The 17,278-nt window shown below is 64.5% G+C and carries 23 protein-coding genes; 12 read left to right on the top strand and 11 right to left on the bottom strand.

The features are described 5' to 3' along the window. Nucleotides 1-36: 36 nt before the first annotated feature. A complete protein-coding gene (locus CP557_RS19105) occupies nucleotides 37-405 on the bottom strand; it encodes a hypothetical protein (protein WP_097381373.1) in 369 nt (122 codons plus the stop codon). A gap of 120 nt (nucleotides 406-525) precedes the next feature. Here CP557_RS19105 and CP557_RS19100 point away from each other — a divergent pair, with 120 nt between their 5' ends. Beyond that, complete coding sequence (locus CP557_RS19100; RefSeq protein WP_097381723.1) at nucleotides 526-903, top strand: cyclophilin-like family protein; 378 nt, start codon at nucleotides 526-528, stop codon at nucleotides 901-903. A 93-nt stretch (nucleotides 904-996) separates the two neighbouring features. Here CP557_RS19100 and CP557_RS19095 read toward each other — a convergent pair whose 3' ends face one another. Both CP557_RS19095 and infB read right to left on the bottom strand, forming a co-directional pair. Continuing rightward, nucleotides 997-1,176, bottom strand: coding sequence for a hypothetical protein (locus CP557_RS19095; RefSeq protein ID WP_097381372.1), 180 nt, complete (start codon nucleotides 1,174-1,176; stop codon nucleotides 997-999). A 49-nt stretch (nucleotides 1,177-1,225) separates the two neighbouring features. After that, on the bottom strand, nucleotides 1,226-3,025 hold the full coding sequence (gene infB, locus CP557_RS19090; protein ID WP_097381371.1) for a translation initiation factor IF-2: 1,800 nt from the start codon (nucleotides 3,023-3,025) through the stop codon (nucleotides 1,226-1,228). Between the two features lie 283 nt (nucleotides 3,026-3,308). Between infB and CP557_RS19085 the strand changes: the two genes are divergently transcribed. Together CP557_RS19085 and CP557_RS19080 are read left to right on the top strand one after the other, a co-directional pair. Then, complete coding sequence (locus tag CP557_RS19085; protein ID WP_097381370.1) at nucleotides 3,309-3,554, top strand: PRC-barrel domain-containing protein; 246 nt, start codon at nucleotides 3,309-3,311, stop codon at nucleotides 3,552-3,554. Nucleotides 3,555-3,558: 4 nt separating this feature from the next. Further along, nucleotides 3,559-4,017, top strand: coding sequence for an NOB1 family endonuclease (locus CP557_RS19080; RefSeq protein ID WP_097381369.1), 459 nt, complete (start codon nucleotides 3,559-3,561; stop codon nucleotides 4,015-4,017). Nucleotides 4,018-4,083: 66 nt separating this feature from the next. Here CP557_RS19080 and CP557_RS19075 read toward each other — a convergent pair whose 3' ends face one another. From CP557_RS19075 to CP557_RS19065, 3 genes are all read right to left on the bottom strand, one after another. Further along, the gene (locus CP557_RS19075; protein WP_097381368.1) at nucleotides 4,084-5,205 is read right to left on the bottom strand and encodes a CPBP family intramembrane glutamic endopeptidase; all 1,122 of its coding nucleotides are present in this window, start codon (nucleotides 5,203-5,205) and stop codon (nucleotides 4,084-4,086) included. A 96-nt stretch (nucleotides 5,206-5,301) separates the two neighbouring features. After that, nucleotides 5,302-6,597, bottom strand: a complete 1,296-nt coding sequence (locus CP557_RS19070) for a glucose-6-phosphate isomerase (RefSeq protein ID WP_097381367.1) — start codon at nucleotides 6,595-6,597, stop codon at nucleotides 5,302-5,304. Between the two features lie 128 nt (nucleotides 6,598-6,725). After that, entirely contained in the window at nucleotides 6,726-7,133 is a 408-nt protein-coding gene (locus CP557_RS19065) for a hypothetical protein (RefSeq protein WP_097381366.1), read from the bottom strand. Nucleotides 7,134-7,292: 159 nt separating this feature from the next. On the opposite strand from CP557_RS19065, the gene CP557_RS19060 reads away from it, so the two are divergent. The 3 genes from CP557_RS19060 (at nucleotide 7,293) to CP557_RS19050 (ending at nucleotide 10,336) form a co-directional block, all read left to right on the top strand. Next, a complete protein-coding gene (locus CP557_RS19060; RefSeq protein WP_097381365.1) occupies nucleotides 7,293-7,766 on the top strand; it encodes a DUF5812 family protein in 474 nt (157 codons plus the stop codon). Nucleotides 7,767-7,829: 63 nt separating this feature from the next. Further along, nucleotides 7,830-8,705: a protein translocase subunit SecF gene (secF, locus tag CP557_RS19055; RefSeq protein ID WP_097381364.1), complete on the top strand. Its 876-nt coding sequence runs from the start codon at nucleotides 7,830-7,832 to the stop codon at nucleotides 8,703-8,705. Beyond that, the gene (locus CP557_RS19050; protein WP_097381363.1) at nucleotides 8,702-10,336 is read left to right on the top strand and encodes a preprotein translocase subunit SecD; all 1,635 of its coding nucleotides are present in this window, start codon (nucleotides 8,702-8,704) and stop codon (nucleotides 10,334-10,336) included. Before secF ends, CP557_RS19050 begins: the two co-directional genes overlap by 4 nt. A gap of 78 nt (nucleotides 10,337-10,414) precedes the next feature. On the opposite strand, the gene CP557_RS23590 is transcribed toward CP557_RS19050, so the two are convergent. The 3 genes from CP557_RS23590 to CP557_RS19040 all read right to left on the bottom strand — a co-directional run bounded on the left by CP557_RS23590 (nucleotide 10,415) and on the right by CP557_RS19040 (nucleotide 11,882). Further along, nucleotides 10,415-10,522: a DUF7563 family protein gene (locus CP557_RS23590; RefSeq protein ID WP_449406608.1), complete on the bottom strand. Its 108-nt coding sequence runs from the start codon at nucleotides 10,520-10,522 to the stop codon at nucleotides 10,415-10,417. 132 nt (nucleotides 10,523-10,654) lie between these two features. After that, the gene (locus tag CP557_RS19045) at nucleotides 10,655-11,554 is read right to left on the bottom strand and encodes an acyltransferase (RefSeq protein WP_097381362.1); all 900 of its coding nucleotides are present in this window, start codon (nucleotides 11,552-11,554) and stop codon (nucleotides 10,655-10,657) included. A 118-nt stretch (nucleotides 11,555-11,672) separates the two neighbouring features. Further along, entirely contained in the window at nucleotides 11,673-11,882 is a 210-nt protein-coding gene (locus CP557_RS19040; protein ID WP_097381361.1) for a hypothetical protein, read from the bottom strand. Nucleotides 11,883-12,018: 136 nt separating this feature from the next. Between CP557_RS19040 and CP557_RS19035 the strand changes: the two genes are divergently transcribed. Next, a complete protein-coding gene (locus tag CP557_RS19035) occupies nucleotides 12,019-13,074 on the top strand; it encodes an aldo/keto reductase (RefSeq protein WP_097381360.1) in 1,056 nt (351 codons plus the stop codon). A 36-nt stretch (nucleotides 13,075-13,110) separates the two neighbouring features. Here the strand turns inward: CP557_RS19035 and CP557_RS19030 are convergent, their stop codons facing one another. Then, nucleotides 13,111-13,380, bottom strand: a complete 270-nt coding sequence (locus tag CP557_RS19030) for a hypothetical protein (RefSeq protein ID WP_097381359.1) — start codon at nucleotides 13,378-13,380, stop codon at nucleotides 13,111-13,113. Between the two features lie 64 nt (nucleotides 13,381-13,444). On the opposite strand from CP557_RS19030, the gene CP557_RS19025 reads away from it, so the two are divergent. Beyond that, nucleotides 13,445-13,675, top strand: coding sequence for a hypothetical protein (locus CP557_RS19025; protein WP_097381358.1), 231 nt, complete (start codon nucleotides 13,445-13,447; stop codon nucleotides 13,673-13,675). Between the two features lie 30 nt (nucleotides 13,676-13,705). On the opposite strand, the gene CP557_RS19020 is transcribed toward CP557_RS19025, so the two are convergent. Then, nucleotides 13,706-14,473 (bottom strand): SDR family oxidoreductase, encoded by a 768-nt coding sequence (locus CP557_RS19020; protein WP_097381357.1) that lies wholly within the window; start codon nucleotides 14,471-14,473, stop codon nucleotides 13,706-13,708. 87 nt (nucleotides 14,474-14,560) lie between these two features. On the opposite strand from CP557_RS19020, the gene CP557_RS19015 reads away from it, so the two are divergent. The 4 genes from CP557_RS19015 to CP557_RS19000 all read left to right on the top strand — a co-directional run bounded on the left by CP557_RS19015 (nucleotide 14,561) and on the right by CP557_RS19000 (nucleotide 17,206). After that, nucleotides 14,561-15,220 (top strand): helix-turn-helix domain-containing protein, encoded by a 660-nt coding sequence (locus tag CP557_RS19015; RefSeq protein WP_097381356.1) that lies wholly within the window; start codon nucleotides 14,561-14,563, stop codon nucleotides 15,218-15,220. Nucleotides 15,221-15,326: 106 nt separating this feature from the next. After that, nucleotides 15,327-15,461, top strand: a complete 135-nt coding sequence (locus CP557_RS19010) for a DUF7560 family zinc ribbon protein (protein WP_097381355.1) — start codon at nucleotides 15,327-15,329, stop codon at nucleotides 15,459-15,461. 186 nt (nucleotides 15,462-15,647) lie between these two features. Beyond that, nucleotides 15,648-16,637 carry a bile acid:sodium symporter family protein gene (locus CP557_RS19005; protein WP_097381354.1) on the top strand — a complete coding sequence of 330 codons (990 nt, stop codon included), beginning with the start codon at nucleotides 15,648-15,650 and terminating at the stop codon, nucleotides 16,635-16,637. A gap of 110 nt (nucleotides 16,638-16,747) precedes the next feature. Next, nucleotides 16,748-17,206, top strand: coding sequence for an NUDIX hydrolase (locus CP557_RS19000; RefSeq protein WP_097381353.1), 459 nt, complete (start codon nucleotides 16,748-16,750; stop codon nucleotides 17,204-17,206). Nucleotides 17,207-17,278: the final 72 nt, after the last annotated feature.

The raw sequence follows: 17,278 nt of genomic DNA, 5'->3' as shown, positions 1-17,278 counted from the left end.
ACAGAGATTGTCACTCCTCGCCGGCGGTGCCACCGTTCACTCGGCCGTCGATCCCTGTGGGTTCTCGTCTTGCACTTCGACGATCGCGGCCTGCTCGAGGGATTCGATGCCGCCCTCCATCCGCACCTGGACGGTCCGTCCGGGGAGGGCGGGGTCCCCCTCGTCGATCGGGTCCTGTGGCACCGAGACGGCTGTGACCCCATCGAGCGTGAGCGAACGGCGCTGAATCGGATCACCCTCGTACTCGACGGTATCCCACGTCTCGACGTCGAGGTCGGCCATGTCTTTGCCGAAGTATCCTTCGGCATCCGGGTTGACCGTGTCTTCGGTCTGGGACTCACCGGTCGTCCTGTTGTCGTCGAACTGGACCTCCTCGTGTTTGTACTGGCGGAGCTGGACGAGCATACCGGGTTCACCACGAGCAGCGTGTTAATGCTTCCAGTGGAAGTCGCCGGGGGCCTCCGACTCGAGTCGAGAGAACTGGCGACCGCCACCGAGAAGTGGCCGCTGTTCGTGGACGCATCTATGACCGATCTGCGCGTTACCGTCGACGGCCGCGAACTCGAGGCCACGTGGACCGACGATGCACCCGAAACGCGAGCCGCGCTCGAGGACGCACTGCCGGTCGCCGGCGACGCGATCCGCTGGGGCGAGGAACTCTATTTCGATCTCGCGCTCGACGCGCCGCCGGAAAACGCCAGCGCGGCCGTCCCCGAGGGCGCGATCGCCTACTGGCCGGCCGGGAAGAAACTGTGTCTCTTCTGGGGCGAGACGCCGGCCAGCGAGGACGGCGAACCGCGCGCCGCCGCGCCCGTGACCGTCGTCGCGCGCATCGACGAGACGGTGGCGCTGGCCGATCTCGAGGGTGGGGCGCGGGTTCGCCTCGAGCGGACTGAGGGGTGAACGAGCGCTGCGAGCGACCCCGAGGCCGAAACCCGTCCGCTACTCGCCCCAGAAGCGAACGCTGGAACGAAGTGTACACGACAGGTCGTTCAGTCAGGTAGATTTCCGGCTATCGAGATAGTTGTTGACGACCATCGGTGCGACGACACCGACGAAGAGGAGTACCCCCAGCAGAATTTCCGATGGGAGATCGGTTACCCAGAAGCCTCCGTACGCGAGGACGAAAGCGACGACGACGAATCCACCGACCACTTTGTTTTCACGGGAAACCATATCACCCGTTCCCGCTCGATATCACAAAATAATGTCGGTCAAGTGAATATTATTTGCCCCAGAAGGGATCCCGGCTACGCTGCTTGTCGAGGTACATGTTCAGCGCCTCGAGTTCGTCGCCGGGAATCTCGCTGGCCAGTTCCTGCTCGAGGATCTTCGCGTGTTTCTCCGGGATCTCGATCCAGAGTTCGTCGTCCTCCTCGATCTGGCGGCCGACGGTCGGGCCGTCGATGGCGACGGAGACGCGGTTGCCCGCGCGGGCCTCGTCGACGTCCTCGCCTTGCTCCTGAATGCCCTTGACCTGGCCGACCCGGTCGGGGTCGTTGCCCTCGAACTTGACGACGTTCGCGTTGTTCTGGATCGTTCCCGAATTCACCTCGACGCCGACGACCGCGGGGTCGTTCTGGCGGAAGGTGTGATCCGGCAGGATGCGAAAGCGGGCGGGCCGGGTGATGTTGTCGAGGATGGTGTCCTGCTGGGCCTGCTCGATCCCCTCGACGTACTCCTCGTACTCCTCGATGAGTTGGTAGATGACCTCGTCGGTAAAGATCGTCACGTCCTCGATCTCCGCGCGCTGTTCGGCGTCGTCGAGGACGTCGACGTTGAATCCGAGAATTGCCTTTTGCTTGCCGTCCTCGGCCGTCGAGGCGACCGAGACGTCCCGCGGTGCAACGTCGCCGACCTCCGCGCGGACGATCGGCACCTCCGCGTCGTCCAAGGCGTCGGCCATCGCCTCGAGGCTCCCGAGGGTGTCGGCTTTGACGACGACGCCCTCTTCGGCGGTGTCGACGGCGATGTCCGCGAGTTCGGCCTGGACCTCCGCGACGACCTCGTCGATGTCACGGTCGCGGACGACCCGGACCGGCGCGCCGGCCATCGCATCTGCGAGTTCGGGGGCGGCGACCTTGATCCCGGACGCGGCCGACACTTCGTCGACCTTCTCGAACCGGCTCTCGGTCCGGATTTCCGCGAGCGGCCGCGGCTGGAGCAACGCGCGCACCTCGGTGACGATCGGCTCGTTCTGTCCGCCGACGACGATCCGATCGTCCGAACGGATCGTCCCGTCGTACAGCACCGTATCGATCGTCGTCCCGAACCCTTTCTCCTCTTTGACCTCGAGGACGGTGCCGACCCCGGGACCGGCGACGTCGATCTCCATCTCCTCTTTCATGTAGCGCTGGGAGAGCCCCATCATGACGGTCAGGAGGTCGGGGACGCCCTCGCCGGTCATCGCCGAGACGGGGACGACGCCGACGTTACGCTGGAAGTTCTGGACCCGCCAGTAGAGGTCCGCGGAGAAGCCCTCGTCGGAGAGGTTTCCGATGATCTCGTAGAGGCTCTCGTCGAGGCGCTCGCGCACGCGATCCGACTGGGCCTCGTAGGTGTCGTTGATCGGGGAATCCTCGTTGGCGTTCCAGCCCGGAACGGTGTCGATCTTGTTCGCCGCGACGATAAAGGGGGTTTCCGAACGCCGGAGGATGTCCAAGGCCTCGAGCGTCTGGGGCTGGAAGCCGTCGTTGACGTCGACGACGAGAATGGCGATGTCGGCCAGCGCGCCCCCGCGGGACCGGAGCGTCGTAAAGGAGTGGTGCCCCGGCGTGTCGATAAAGAGGAGGCCGGGGAGGTCGAAGTCGTCCGGGTCGACGAGATCGCCCGCGATCGTGGAGATGATGTCCAGCGGGACGGCGGTCGCGCCGATGTGCTGGGTGATCGCGCCTGCTTCGCCCTCGATGACCGCGGAGCCGCGGATCTTATCGAGGAGACTTGTCTTGCCGTGATCGACGTGTCCGAGGACGGCGACGATCGGCGTTCTGAGAGATGTGGGGTCGCGTGTATCCGTATCCGACATGGTGAACCACCCGAGAAGGTCTTACCTAAAACCTCCGTAGCGCCGTAGTTAAACCCATCGTCATCCGCGTTCCGGAGGCCGCGACGCGAGCCGCGGTCACGCCCGCCACCGATCGGCGCTCCGGACATGGGAGGGATCGCCGGCTTAGACTCGAGCAGCGTGCCATCGCCGTTCGGTCGGCCGGATCGCGCGACGATCCGCTCGTCGCCGACCGCCGCCCGATTCCGACGCCGTTGCGCGCGGTCCCCCATTGTTTAATACCGATTAGTAAGTACGGGCATACATGAGCGATATACTCGCTGAAAACCTCTCGGGGAAGTCCGTCATGGGGTCCGACGGCACCGAGCTTGGACTGCTCTACAACATCACGATGGATCTGAAATCCGGCAAGCTCCACGACCTCGTTATCGAGCCCGACGAGGAGCTGCCTCGGCGCGGGGTCGACTTCGATCTCGACGACGCCGGTCGCTTTCTCGTTCCCGTCAACCGCGTTCAAGCGGTGAAAGACTACATCGTCGTCCAGCGCTAACGGTATGTACGTTCTCGACTCCTCCGCTTTTATCCACGACTTTCACACGACAGAACAGACTGCAACGATCCCGCTCGTCCGCGAAGAACTCGAGGACGAGAGCGCCTATCGCTACGACGCGATGGAAGGCTCCGGGATGCACATCCACATTCCCAACGACGACACCACCGAAAAGGTCGAGCGGGCCGCGCGCGAATCCGGCGACCTCGAGGTGCTCTCGGATACCGACGTTCGGCTCGTCGCGGCGAGTTTCGAACTCGACGGCGTTCTGGTGACCGACGACTACGCGATGCAAAACGTCTCGGAGAAACTCAACGTCGACGTCGAGGTGATCGCTCGGGAGGGCATCGACGAACAGCGCCACTGGCGGTTCCAGTGTCAGGGCTGTGGTCGGGAGTTCGACGAGGAGAAGGATCGATGCCCGATCTGCGGATCGGCGCTTGCCCGAAAGAATCCGTCGTAACCCACGATCGCGCTCGGTCGCGGTCGGCCGTTCGATCCTGTCGCCGTCGGCGACTCGGTCTCTCGGTCAGCCGTAGGTGAAATACAGGCTCACGAACGTCACTGCGTTGTACACCCCGTGGATCAGTGCCGGTACGAGGAGGTTGTCCGTTCGTTCGTAGATCGTTCCGAGGACGATCGAGAGCCCGAATATCGTCCCCAAACTGGCAATCACGGCACCGATACCGGCAGTGGCGTACGCGAGGACGTGTACTGCAGCGAAGATCACGCTGGCCACGGCGACGGCCCCGGGTCGCGAGAACGTCTCGTACAGGGACTTCTGAATCACGTTCCGGTAGAGCAGTTCCTCGAACGGACCGATAATCAAAATCGCGAGGGGAGCCAGTATCAGCATCAGTTCAGGGTTGTCCTGAGCTCGCTGGGTCGTCGAGTGATCGGCGCTCTCGACGCCGGCCGATTGCATGAGCGTGGAGATTGCAAAGAGTGCCCCGAAGAGGACGAACAATCCGCCGAGTATCCAGCCCAGTTCCCGCAGCGTGGGTCGTCGGAGGTCGATAAAGGACAGGTCACGGTCGGTCATGGCGAGGTAGCCCGCGGTGACGAGCATCGCACCGATAGCCATCGACACCTGGGTGAAGACGGCTTCTTCGAACGTCGAGAGCGGCTCGAGAAGCGGGACGATCGGAATCGCGAGGATCGCAATCACGACCGGTGTCGCGAGCAGTCCTGCGATCCCGACGGCAGACAGTGACACGACCTGCAAGCTCCGGCGCTTGAGTCCCGTCGGGGTGATTCCGTAGTAGTCGGCAACCCCCATCGCAGCGGCCAGCCCCGCCGTGACGAACGCGACGAAGACGACCGGTATCGACACCGATCCCGTCGGCAAAGCGGCGGGCGCGGTAACCCCCTGATTCAGCGCGTAGCCGGCGAGCAACACGACCAGAACGCTCGAGGCGGCGGCGATCGGCCCCCCGATCCGCCGCTCGAGCCCGGCGTGGCGTCGAACCAGAAACGTGAGGACCGCCGCGAGGGCGAAGCCGACACCGGCGAGGACGATCGGGTCGTCGACGCCGCGGCGAACGGGGACGAGCAGTGCGACCATCGTGATTCCGGCCAGGACGGTCCCGATCCCTGGAACGACGTTGGAGGCGATCGGGCCGGCCTCGTCGGCCCGTGCGGTCTCGGTCATACGTACGTATTCGTGTGCGGATTCATATGCGCACCGCAACTCGACGTTCCGGCTCGGGAAGGACAGCCGGTCGCCGGCGAGCGATCGACCCGGCGGTTATCGCTCTACCCGAAGCTCGGTTTTTTCGGCGACAGCATCGGCCTCTTCGAACTCGCCACCGCCGAGCAGCCCGCGAGTCGCTTTCTTCGCCCACTCGACGGCCGGCTGCTCGAAGGTATTGACGCCGTAGAGTTCGCCCGCGAGCACGCAGGCGGCTTCCATCCCGTAGAGCAGGCCGCCGAGTTCGTACTCGTCGACGGCCTCGAGTTCGACGCGGACGTTCGGTCGGCCGGCGGCCGCGAGGCTGGCTTCCGTGGCTTCGAACTCCGCCTCGAGCAGTTCGCCCAGCGTCGCGTCGCCCAGATACGCCAACTCCTCGACGTCGGTCGCCGGGATCGATCGGTCCGGACGCTCCCGTGTCGTGACGAAGCTGACGAGTTTGTCCCGCGGGCCCGCACGATAGAGCTGGAGCTGCGAGTGTTGGTCGGTGACGCCGAGTGCCCGCACGGGCGTCTGTCCGAGGTCGTCTTTTCCCAGGCTCTCGGCCCACAGCTGGGCGAACCACTCCGCGGCGGTCTCCAGGGACTCCGCGTAGGGCATCACGGCGTTGACCCCCGCCCCGCGCTGATCCAGCGCGTAGGTCGTCGCGCCGTAGGCGTAGGCAGGACAGTCGAACAGCGAGCCCGTCAGCGTCTCGCGCTCGGCGGCCGCGCCCGCGATCAGGGCCTCGAGGTCGTGTCCGCAGACGGCCGCGGCGACCATGCCGACCGCCGACAGCGCGGAGAAGCGACCCGGAACACCGTCGGGAACCATCAGCGACGGCAGCCCGTGCCGCGCCGCGAGGTCGCGAAGCGGGCCCGATTCGCCGGTCGTGACGATCGTTCGCTCGGTCCAGTCGACGCCGGCCGACTCGAACGCCTCGCGGACGACGAGGAAGTTCGCCAGCGTCTCCGCCGTCGTCCCCGATCGGGACACCACGTTGATCGCCGCGTTCTCGAGGGACACTCCGGCGAGCCGACTCGAGACCCACTCGGGGTCGACGTTGTCGAGGAAGACGGTCTCGGTTTCCGAGTCGAGCGCGTTCGTGATCGTCGCCGCGCCGAGCGAACTGCCGCCGATGCCGACTGTGAGCAGGGCCTCGGCATCGGCGACCGGCTCCACCGCGGCTCGGATCGCGTCCGGATCGGTTCGGTGGGGGAGGTTCAGCGCCTCGTAGCCGTGTTCTTCGTTCGCCATCCCGCGTTCGATCCGCTCGTGGGCAACCGCCACCTGCTCGTCCAAGCGCTCGAGGGACTCCCTCGAGACGCCCGGCGACGCGACGGACGCGAGTGCGTTACCGATATCGACGTTCATGTCTCAGCAGGCGACCGCCTGGGCTAAAGACGTTCCGTGACGGCATCGCGACGCGATGGTGGTGGGAGAGTGCGTGCCTGCTCGAGTGTCTCGCGTGCTCAGTACGGGCGGAAAAGCGAGGGATCGACTCAGGCGGTCGGGCTCGTTTCAAACTCCGGGAGGACGGCGTACCACGACCACAGCGCTGTCGCGACCGCTGTAACCACATAGATCGAACCCACCGAGAGGGCCGAGTACCATCGTGTGACCAAGAAGATGGCAGCCACACCGCCGAGGAGTATCCCAACGATCACGGACAGGACGATACCGGCCTGAGACTGTACCTGAAGTTCGCCCTCCGTTCGGAGGCGGATTCCGATCATACCGCCGGTTAGGACGGCCCATGTAAGGATCGGCAATCCAAATACAGTGACCAACGTCCCGTCTACCCACGCGAACTCGGAAACGATAATCGCCCATCCGACCAGTCCGAGACCCGCCCAGACGACGCTTCGCCAGAGTTCCTCGGTGACGATGCGCCGAGTGTTCACATTCATGTTAGAAATTTGTGGTGACTGTTGGTATAACAGTTTGGGTGTCTGAGAGGCCAGCGATCAGTTCGTACACCGGCTGGGCGGCTATTCCCGTCGAAAGCCGACTCTCGATATCTATCGGAAGCCGAAACTCGGAAAGCGATTCGCCCGCTACGACCCCCCATGACCGAAAAGACCGGAACCTTCGTCGTTACACACGCCGAGAGCGAGTCGGCGGTCGTCCGCGACGTCGAAACCGCACAGGTCCACACCCTCGGGTCGAACCCCGGCCTCGAGGTCCACGATGTCCTCGAAGCGACCGTCGCGCCCGAGCCACCCATGGAGATCACCTGGGAGGTGATCGACGTCGACGACAGACGCACGATCGAACTGGTCGACAGCGACCTCGAGCCGACCACCCACGAGAAAGAGCTAGCCGCAGAGAGCGACGTCGGCGATCTCGTTCGAGAGGAGCGGGCCGGGACCGGCGAAATCCACGTGTTCAGCGTCCCCGAGGGGGAGGCCGAACCCGCGGCCCGGGACGTCCTCGCGGACGAGGAGACGATCGCTCGAGCGGCCCGGCTCGAGGCCGTTCGCGTGGAAGTGCGTCGGTCGGCCGACGACGGCGTCGTGAGCGTGCGCTACCTGCCGGACTGATCGACGGACCGCGCGGTCGGAATTGAGAAAGCTTACTTCGGGGGGAGACAAGTGGTCGGGTATATGGCGTATTTCGACGTACCGGAGATCGATTACACCCGGTACAGCAACCGCCAGCTCGCGGCGGTTCCGCTCGCGGTTCTCGCAGTTGCACTGCTCGTTCTCAGCGGCTCGTTTCTCGTATACGGCTCGCCGGTTCCGTTGGGAATGGACTTCACCGGTGGATCGGAACTAACCGTCCAGACGACGACGCCGGAAGGCGAGATTTCGGCGGCGTTCGAGGAGACGCCCGAATCCGTGACCGGAACGGCGGGTGCCAACCAGTATATCGTCCGCTTCTCCGAGACTGACGCACAGTCCCTGAGCGATCAGGCCGAGGCGAACCTCGAGCAAGACGGCGACGCCGAGATCGTCCGGTCGGTGTTGTCGACCTCGGCGAGTTTCGGCGAGGGGAGCCAACAGACGGCCATGATCGGGGTCGTCGTCGCGTTCGTCGGGATGAGCGCGATCGCGTTCATCCTCTTTCGGACGTTCGTCCCGTCGATCGCGATCGTTCTCTCGGCGTTTTCCGACCTCGTGATCCCGCTCGCGTTCATGCGCCTCGCCGGGATCCCGCTCTCTCTGGGGACGGTCGCGGGCTTGCTGATGCTCATCGGGTACTCGGTCGACTCCGATATCCTGTTGAACAACCACGTTCTGCGTCGGAGCGGTGACTTCTACGAGAGCACCCACCGCGCGATGCGGACCGGTGTCACGATGACGGTCACGTCGATGGCCGCGATGCTCGTCATGTGGATCTCCGCGTCCATCTTCGGCATCGACCTGCTGGCATCGATCGGTCTCATCCTGTTCGTCGGCCTCGCAGCCGACCTGCTGAACACCTACATGTTGAATCTGAGCTTACTTCGCTGGTACAAGTTCGAGGGGGTGCGGTCATGAGCGCGATCAAGGACAACTGGCGCGTCCTCCTGCTCGCCCTGTTCATCGGCTTTGCCGTCGTCGCGCTCTTCATCCCCGGCGGCATCGTCGCAGACGACAGCCTCGGCGGAAACGAGAGCGTCGAGAGCAGTCCGACCAACCTCGAGTTCGGCCTCGGACTCGAGGGCGGGACCCGAATCAGGGTCCCGGTCGTCGGTATGACCGCCGAGGGCATCGCGCCTGACGCAGTCAGCGACAACGGGCAGGTCGACGAAGATCGGCGCGACGAGATCGAGTCGACGTTACAGGACGAACTCGACCTCGATCCCGCCGACACTAACGTCGAAGCTCAGGAGGACGGAACCCTTTCCGCAGAGGTGTTCTCCAAGAATGTGACCGAAGCGGAGTTCGCCAGAGCCCTGCAGTCGGCGAACGTCGACGCCTCCGAGGACGGTATCCGTGACGGTGTTACCCAAGGGACCCGTGACGATATTATCGAGACGATCCAGACGAAAATTAACGCAGCGGGTCTCTCCGGCGGGACGGCGTATCAGTCGTCGACACCGAACGGAGAGCACTACATCGTCGTCGAGGTACCCAACATGGGTGCCAGCGAGCTCCGGAGTCTCCTCTCCGAGCGCGGCGTCGTCGAGGTGCAGGCCTACTACCCGACCGAGAACGGCACTCAGACGAACGAGACGGTGCTAACTCGTGACCAATTAGCGAATATCGATCCACCAGAGCAAAACCAGGGTGGATCCGGCTATTACGTTCCTGTACAAGTCAAGGAGGACGAGGCACGGGAATTCCAACAGAAAATGAACGATTTCGGGTTCACGAGTGAGGGTGTCGGCCGGTGTAGTCTCCGTGGCGATGGCGAAACCATCGACTTCAACCACGACGGTGAACAATACTGTCTCCTCACCGTCGTCGACGGGGAGGTCATCGACGCCCACAGTATGGGTGATGGTGGTCCCGGTCAGCCCGGACCCGGACTCGCAACCTCCATGCGAAACGGCGAGTGGGCGAACGATCCGACCTTCCAGATGGGCGCACCGGATCAGGAGCGAGCACAATCGCTCTCGCTCAACCTCCGCGCGGGGAGTCTGCCCGCCCCACTCGACATGGAGGACAATCAGGTCTACTCGATCGATGCCAGTCACGCCGAACAGTTCAAGCAGTACTCCTTGCTGATCGGACTGCTCTCGGTGATCACCGTCAGTGGCGTCGTCTACTCCCGATACACGGACACGCGCGTCGCCTTGCCGATGATCGTCACGGCGATGGCGGAGGTGGTGATCCTGCTCGGGTTCGCGGCGCTGATACGCATGCCGCTTGACCTCTCCCACGTCGCCGGGTTCATCGCCGTCGTCGGGACCGGGGTCGACGACCTCGTGATCATCGCCGACGAGGTGATGGACGAAGGGGACGTCAGCTCCGTCCGGGTCTTCCAATCGCGGTTCCGCAAGGCGTTCTGGGTCATCGGTGCCGCCGCGGCGACGACCGTCGTTGCCCTCTCACCGCTGGCGGTCCTGAGCCTCGGTGACCTCAAGGGATTCGCGATCATCACCATCCTCGGCGTGTTTATCGGCGTTCTCATCACCCGGCCCGCCTACGGTGACATCCTGCGACGGCTACTGACCGACAAGTAGGGCGTTTCGCCGTTCGTCCGGACGACACTCCTGATCGAGTACCGCTCTGCCAGTACAGCGTCGATCGACGACGGACGACTACTGATTCTGCCGACAGCGTGGACACCAGTCGACAGTCCCGTTCTCACCGTGAGCGCGGGCGAAATCGTACGAAACGTTATTTCCACAAGTAGTACAAACGGGCATTCGGTTCACCACGCCAACGCAGTAGCGGAACGGCGATGGGCAGGGGGCCTTCGACTGCGGCCTCCACTCGAGGATCGCCCCACAGCACCGTCGTCGCCGGTGAGCCACCCAAAAGAGACCGCAGTCGCGGCCCTACTCGGGCCGTTGTATGTCGCGCTGAAACTCGTCGAAGACCACGAGGTCGTCGGGCAGGTCGTACTCGAGGTGGCGCTCCTCCTGTCGGTTGGTCCCGGCGTCGTCGATCGGCGTGGCGACGTCCTCCCAGCCGGGCTTGATCTTGACGCTTTTCGCGGGCATCCCGAGCGCGATGTGGTGGGCGGGGATGTCGTGTTGAACGATGCCGCGTGCGCCGACGATGGCGTTTTCGCCGACCTTGCAGCCGGCACGAACCATCGCGTCGTAGGTGAGGCGGACGTCGTCCTCGACGATGGTGTGGTAGTTGCGGACCTCGGTCTGGTCGACGACGTCGTGATCGTGGCTGTAAATGTGGACGCCGTCGGAGATCGAGACGCGGTCGCCGATGGTGAGTTTCCCGCGGTCGTCGAGGTGGACGTCGTCGTGGACGACGGTGTTGTCGCCGATCGTGATGTTGTGGCCGTAGGTAAACGAGATCCCCTTGAAGAACCGGCAGTCGTCGCCACACTCCTCGAAGAGGTGGTCGGCGAGCATCCGCCTGAATCGCAGGGCGAACTCGACGTTGTCCGCGATCGGCAGGCTATCGAACTGTCGCCAGAGCCACTGGAGGTGTTTCGAGCGGCGGAACTGCTCCTCGTCTTTCTCGGCGTAGTATTCGCTCTCGAGGGTCGTATTGCAGGGATCGTAACTCTGCAGGCGGACGCGTTCGGCCGCCGAAACCGACTCGCCGCGCTGCCAGCGCTCGTATGCCTCGCGGTCTCCCGAGAGATCGATCAGGACGTCCTCGACGACCGAGCAGGTATCCTCGTCGCTCGAGAGCCGTCGATCGACCTCGTCGATGAACTCGCGCATCCCCGCTTCCGCCTCCTCGGGGAGCGACACGTACCGCTTTGTCATACCCGTGGTATTGCCCGCCGAGTTGATAGGGGTTCGGTTGTGCGTTCCGGGTTGCCGGACCTGCTGTCGTGTGGGGAACCTGTTCGGTTGGACTGGGAACCGACTCCCGTATCCGGGATCACCTCTCGCTGGACTGCCACTCTGAGAGGAGCACGGCGGGCAACACGAGCGCGCCGATCACCAGCAAGGCACCCCCCACGACAGCGCCGATCGTGAGGCGATCGCTGGGAAACTCGAACAGCCACACGGCGAGGTATCCGAGCAGGACGACGACGACGAGGACCGCCAACAGGTGTCGGCTCGAGCCTCGAGGGCGGGATTCGGCCATGGGGAGTCTTGTCATCCGTTGCCCAAGAGCGGTTCGGCTCGAGGCCGACCAGTGGGCCCGAACCCGTTCGACGCGGTCGGATCGGGTACTCGAGCGTTCCGTTCACCCTAAGTTCCCCCACTACGAAGGGGTTGGTATGCAATACAGCGAACTCGGCGACTCCGGAGTCGAGGTCAGCGAGGTCGGTTTCGGCGCGTGGACCGTCGGCACCGACTGGTGGGGCGACCGCTCGGAAGAAGACGCCATCGAGATGCTGCAGTATGCCGTCGAGCAGGGGATCACGTACGTCGATACGGGCGACGTCTACGGCCACGGCCGCAGCGAGGAACTGGTCGGACGGGCGCTCTCCGACGTCCGCGAGGACGTCACCGTCGCGACCAAGGTCGGCTACGACTTCTACAACAACCCACAGGCCGGCCACGGCGAACTCCCCAAGGAGATGGATCCGGAGTACCTCCGGGACGCCGTCGACAAGAGCCTCGATCGGCTCGGGCTCGAGTCGGTCGACCTGCTCCAGCTCCACAACGCCGACGTCGAGGAAATCACCCCCGACGTGCTCGAACTGCTCGACGAACTCGAGGAGGAGGGCAAGATCGAGGCCGTCGGCCTCGCGCTGGGTCCCTCGATCGGGTGGCTCGCCGAGGGTGACCTGGCGATCGAAGAGGAGTTCGACTCCGTCCAGCTGGTCTGGAACGTACTCGAACAGGAGGTGGGGAACCACTTCCTCGAGACGATCGAGCGAACGGGCTCCGCGACGAGTCTGATCCCCCGCGTGCCCCACTCGTCGGGCATCCTCAACGAGCAGGTCACCCCCGAGACCGAACTCGGCGAGGGCGACCATCGAGGCTTCCGCCCCGAGGAGTGGTACGAGACCGGCTGGGAGAAACTCGAGCAGTTGCGATTCCTCGAGCGAGACGGCGAGCGAACCATGGGCCAGGCGTCGATCGCGTGGCTCCTGAGCCACGATCCCGTCGCGACCGTGACGCCGACGTTCCGCACCACGGACGACATCGACGAGTGGGCCGCGGCCAGCGACGTGCCGAAGCTCACCGACGAGGAGCTGACGCGCGTCGCGGAGCTGTACGAAGCCGACTTCGACATCGACCGCGACGACGGGATGGACGCGCTCCGCTCGTCGGTCGGGGGCGAGGACATCGAATCCGCCGGACTGGACAAGCTCGCGGCCGACTGATCGGGGCGGGCTCGAGGGGGGCCGTCGGCGGCCGGATTACTCCGACTCCGATTCGCTCAGCCTGAACTCGAACTCCAGCATCCCGTCCGTTTTCACGGCCACGCCGCCCAGTTCGTTCGAGAGCTGTTCTCGGGCTCGAGAGCTCGGCTCGACCGTGACCGAGACGCTATTGCTGTTGGCGTTGTACGTGATGTTTCCGACGGCGACGTCGAACTCGAAGAACGCCGGAACGTCCTCTCTGAGTTGGCCTCGCACGTCGTCGACGTCCGACCGGACGTCGGCCATCTCTTCGTTTAACGTGCTCATACGGTGTTGGTAACACTTCGCAAGGCATAACGATTGAGCATGCCGCTTCGAGCAGTCCCGATCCGTGTTCCGGGGAACGATCGCCACACCGCCGCCAGCGGGAACACGCTCACCGGCATTCGGCGTTCCGGTACTCGCGGCGGCGACGCGTCTCGGACCCAGGGCGCTCGGGGCCGGCCTCGAGCGCGCCGACGTGTTCGACGAGGCCGACGCCCGTGGGATCTACGATCTGTGTGTCCTGGTGACCCAGGTGGTGCTCGTGCAGGTCGCGTTCGTCGTTGCGAACCTCTGGTGAGTGGCTCCCGGCGGGGAGGACGATCGGTGGTCAGTCACAGCGTGCCCTGACCCACTCGCGCCAGGTCACCGTCCCGACCGTTCGGTCCGGGCAGGTTCCGTCGCCGGATCGAAACCCGGCAGCGATCTCTCCGGGAAGCGGGAGGCGGACGAGAGGGCGGCTCAACCCCTTTGCGTCGCGATAGGTCCGCGCGAGTTCGCCGACGGTCCGGACCTCGGGACCGCCGACGTCGGGCACGCGACCGGCCGGTTCGGGCGTCGCGTACTCGGCGATCGTGTCCGCCGCTTCGCCGACGTGGATCGGCTGGAGCCGGAACGCCGTCGGGAGCGGCCAGACCGGCAGGCGAGCGACCGACTCGAGGAGATCGAAGACGAACGAGTGGAACTGCGTTGCCCGGACGATAGTCGACGGGACGGAACTCGTCTCGACGGCTCGTTCGGCCGCGACCTTGTGCCGGTAGTACGAGTAGGGAATCGCATCGACGCCGACGATAGAGACGTACACGACGTTCGAGACCCCGACGTCGGCGGCCGCCTCGAGCAATCGTTCGGTACCGCGGACGTCCACTGCCTCGCTATCGCCGGTCGCAGCGGTCGCCGCGTGGACGACGACGTCGACGTCTGCGATGGCTTCGCGGATACCCGTTCCGTCGGCCAGGTTCATCGCGACCCACGCGCCGTCGTCGGACGGCGGCGAGCGACTCGCCGCCCGCACGTCGTGGCCCGCATCGCGCAATCGAGGACGCAACGCCGTCCCGAGCGTTCCGGTCGCACCCGTGAGAAGCGTCCGACAGGTCATGGGTAGCGTCGATTCGTCCTCGAGCGCCGAATCACCGGTGCCGGATCCGTCTGTGGGGTTTAAGCGTTGGAGACAAACACTCACCGTATGAAACACGTCCGGATATCGCTCGACGCGAACGGTCGCGAGGCCGAGATCCATCCGGTATACGACGTCCTGGTCAACGCACCGTACGTCGGCCGCTCGAGGGCGTTGCAGTGGAACTTCGCCGGGGACGAACTCGGCATCATGCACTACGTCGAGGGCGATCGGGAGCGGTTCGACGCAGCGATCGAAGCGATTCCCCACGTGTTGGCGTCCGAAATCGCGCCGGCGGGCGACGAGGCCTTCTACACCTACATCAGGGACGCGATGACCGAACCGCTCCGAGGGGTGTTCGAACTCGCCACTGGAAGCCCCGTTGTCGTAATCCCACCGGTCGAGTACGCGGCCGACGGCACCGTCTCGTACTCGGTCGTCGGGCCGTCGGGAGCGATTCAGACGGCGATTGAACGGATCCCGGATCCGATCGCGGTGACGGTCACCGAAATCGGCGGGATGGAGACAGCGCCCGGGATCACCGAGTCCCGGCTGAGCGACCGCCAGCGCGAGGCGATCGAGACGGCGGTCGATCTCGGCTACTACGAGATCCCTCGGGACGCCGGTCACGAGGCCGTCGCGAACGCGATCGACTGTGCGCCGAGTACGGCCGCCGAACACCTCCGGAAGGCCGAAGCCACGCTCCTGAAATCGGTACTCGGGGAGTGAAACGGGGACGTTGCCACCGCATGGTAAATAGGGCCCTCCATATCTGGGTCGTCTCCCTATCCCGAACGAGAGCAATGAATCAACTGGAGCATCCCCACCGAGACCCATGAGACCGTACGAATTCACCTGCCCGGACTGTCGCCGAGAGATCCAAGTAACCGACCCGATGCGCGAGGCAACGCTGGCGAACGGCTGTCCCGTTTGCGGACGGTCCGTGGCCGAGGACAACTTCGCGACCTGATCCCAGGTCGATCGACGGACACTCGAGGCGGGTCGGAGAGCGTCGCGAACCCGAGAGAACGAGTCACGCCGTGGTCGACGTCTCCAGTCGATCGAGCGAAAACCGACAGCGGGCCACGGAAGTCGTAGTATTGAAATATCAGTCCCACAGACGGTCGAGCATGATCCTCGAGACGGTGAGAATTCGATGAGCTGGCAACGCTACCTGGAGAAAATAGGCTCGCTGACGAGTAAATATTTCGTCGTCTGGGTACTAATTGTTTTCCCACTGGCACTTTATTCGCCCGAGACGTTCACGCCGATCGCACCGTATATTACGCCGCTTCTGGGGATCATCATGCTCGGGATGGGGCTGACGCTGACCCCGGCGGATTTCCGCCGGATCCTCGAGCGGCCGCGGGACGTTTTCATCGGGGCGATGGGGCAATGGATTCTGATGCCGACGATCGCCTACGCCCTCGTCGTCGTGCTCGGACTGCCCGCGGAGATCGGCATCGGGCTGATCCTCGTCGGCGCAGCGCCGGGCGGCACCGCGTCGAACGTGATGACCTACCTCGGTCGCGGCGACGTCGCGCTGTCGGTGTCGATCACGTCGCTGACGACGATCGCCGCGCCGGTAGTGATGCCCGCGTGGATCGTCCTGCTCGCGGGCGAGTCGATCACGGTCACGTTCGCCGAGATGGCGTCCTCGATCGTGCAGGTCGTCTTGCTCCCGGTCATCGGCGGCCTGGTGTTGCGCTACGTACTCGACGAGTACGCCCCGGCGGTCGCACAGGCGGGGCTCTCGATCTTCCCCGCGATCAGCGTGGTCGCGATCGTCGCCATCGTCGCGGCGGTCGTGGGACTCAGCGTCGAGACGATACTCGGCGCGAGCGTCCTCGTCTTCCTCGCGGTCGTGCTGCACAACGGCCTCGGGCTGGGAGCCGGGTACGCTGTCGGGCACGCGGCGAACATGGCCGAAGATCGGGCGCGGGCGTGTGCGTTCGAAGTCGGCCTGCAAAACAGCGGACTGGCCGTCGCCCTCGCGACGGCTCACTTCAGCCCGAGCGCCGCGTTGATCCCGGCGCTCTTTAGCGTCTGGCACAACATCTCCGGGCCGGCGCTCGCGACGTTGTTCACCTATCTCGACGGCGAGGAACCCGTCGGAGAGGCGGAACCGGCTATCGCTTCCGACTGAGTACACCGATCGTCGCATTTTTGCCACGATTCCCGGACATACAACTCCCTTAATCCCCTAGAAGATCCTCGATGATAGACTTTTATGGGAGAACAGTGTTTGCATGTAGCATGACCGATGTCACGTACGTCCAGAAGGCGTGTGCGTACATCACCCGCGACACGGACGAGTTACTGGTCTTCGAGGGACCGGGACACGACGGCCTACAGATCCCCAAGGGAACGCTCGAGGACGGCGAATCACCAAGAGAAGCGCTGTTCAGGGAGGTCCTCGAGGAGAGCGGACTCGGGACGCTGAACGGAACGCGACACCTGACGACCGATGTCTGGACGCGACGCGAGGAGCCGCCAAAGCGCTACGTGCGCCACTTCTTCCACGCGACGGTCCACGAGCCACGCGACCGGTGGACGCACACTGTCACCGACGGCGGGGGCGAACACGGTGCCGAGTTCGAGTTTCGCTGGGTCCGGCCCCAGCGTACAGGGACGTTCGCGCTCGACCTGGACGATTACGTCGGCGTGCTTCCGAGCGCCAGCGGCGTGGATGAAGTCGCGAGCGCCTCGGACTGAATCTTCGAGCGGCGTGCTCGATCACGGTCGCGTCCGACGGGAAGTGCGAACATATCAACATATATACGCTAT

The organism is Natrinema ejinorense (assembly GCF_002494345.1).
GTDB lineage: Archaea > Halobacteriota > Halobacteria > Halobacteriales > Natrialbaceae > Natrinema > Natrinema longum.
Note: the sequence above shows the minus strand (reverse complement) of the source record. Positions and strands in the feature narration are given on the sequence as shown.

Coding starts and splice junctions, on each gene's coding strand:
- CP557_RS19030 (WP_097381359.1), bottom strand. CDS start 13,380: ATGAGCACGTTAAACGAAGAGATGGCCGACGTCCGGTCGGACGTCGAC.
- CP557_RS19075 (WP_097381368.1), bottom strand. CDS start 5,205: ATGACCGAGACCGCACGGGCCGACGAGGCCGGCCCGATCGCCTCCAAC.
- CP557_RS19065 (WP_097381366.1), bottom strand. CDS start 7,133: ATGAATGTGAACACTCGGCGCATCGTCACCGAGGAACTCTGGCGAAGC.
- CP557_RS23590 (WP_449406608.1), bottom strand. CDS start 10,522: ATGCCCGTTTGTACTACTTGTGGAAATAACGTTTCGTACGATTTCGCC.
- CP557_RS19080 (WP_097381369.1), top strand. CDS start 3,559: ATGTACGTTCTCGACTCCTCCGCTTTTATCCACGACTTTCACACGACA.
- secF (WP_097381364.1), top strand. CDS start 7,830: ATGGCGTATTTCGACGTACCGGAGATCGATTACACCCGGTACAGCAAC.
- CP557_RS19010 (WP_097381355.1), top strand. CDS start 15,327: ATGAGACCGTACGAATTCACCTGCCCGGACTGTCGCCGAGAGATCCAA.
- infB (WP_097381371.1), bottom strand. CDS start 3,025: ATGTCGGATACGGATACACGCGACCCCACATCTCTCAGAACGCCGATC.
- CP557_RS19020 (WP_097381357.1), bottom strand. CDS start 14,473: ATGACCTGTCGGACGCTTCTCACGGGTGCGACCGGAACGCTCGGGACG.
- CP557_RS19045 (WP_097381362.1), bottom strand. CDS start 11,554: ATGACAAAGCGGTACGTGTCGCTCCCCGAGGAGGCGGAAGCGGGGATG.
- CP557_RS19085 (WP_097381370.1), top strand. CDS start 3,309: ATGAGCGATATACTCGCTGAAAACCTCTCGGGGAAGTCCGTCATGGGG.
- CP557_RS19060 (WP_097381365.1), top strand. CDS start 7,293: ATGACCGAAAAGACCGGAACCTTCGTCGTTACACACGCCGAGAGCGAG.
- CP557_RS19035 (WP_097381360.1), top strand. CDS start 12,019: ATGCAATACAGCGAACTCGGCGACTCCGGAGTCGAGGTCAGCGAGGTC.
- CP557_RS19100 (WP_097381723.1), top strand. CDS start 526: ATGACCGATCTGCGCGTTACCGTCGACGGCCGCGAACTCGAGGCCACG.
- CP557_RS19005 (WP_097381354.1), top strand. CDS start 15,648: ATGAGCTGGCAACGCTACCTGGAGAAAATAGGCTCGCTGACGAGTAAA.
- CP557_RS19070 (WP_097381367.1), bottom strand. CDS start 6,597: ATGAACGTCGATATCGGTAACGCACTCGCGTCCGTCGCGTCGCCGGGC.
- CP557_RS19040 (WP_097381361.1), bottom strand. CDS start 11,882: ATGGCCGAATCCCGCCCTCGAGGCTCGAGCCGACACCTGTTGGCGGTC.
- CP557_RS19000 (WP_097381353.1), top strand. CDS start 16,748: ATGACCGATGTCACGTACGTCCAGAAGGCGTGTGCGTACATCACCCGC.
- CP557_RS19050 (WP_097381363.1), top strand. CDS start 8,702: ATGAGCGCGATCAAGGACAACTGGCGCGTCCTCCTGCTCGCCCTGTTC.
- CP557_RS19095 (WP_097381372.1), bottom strand. CDS start 1,176: ATGGTTTCCCGTGAAAACAAAGTGGTCGGTGGATTCGTCGTCGTCGCT.
- CP557_RS19105 (WP_097381373.1), bottom strand. CDS start 405: ATGCTCGTCCAGCTCCGCCAGTACAAACACGAGGAGGTCCAGTTCGAC.
- CP557_RS19015 (WP_097381356.1), top strand. CDS start 14,561: ATGAAACACGTCCGGATATCGCTCGACGCGAACGGTCGCGAGGCCGAG.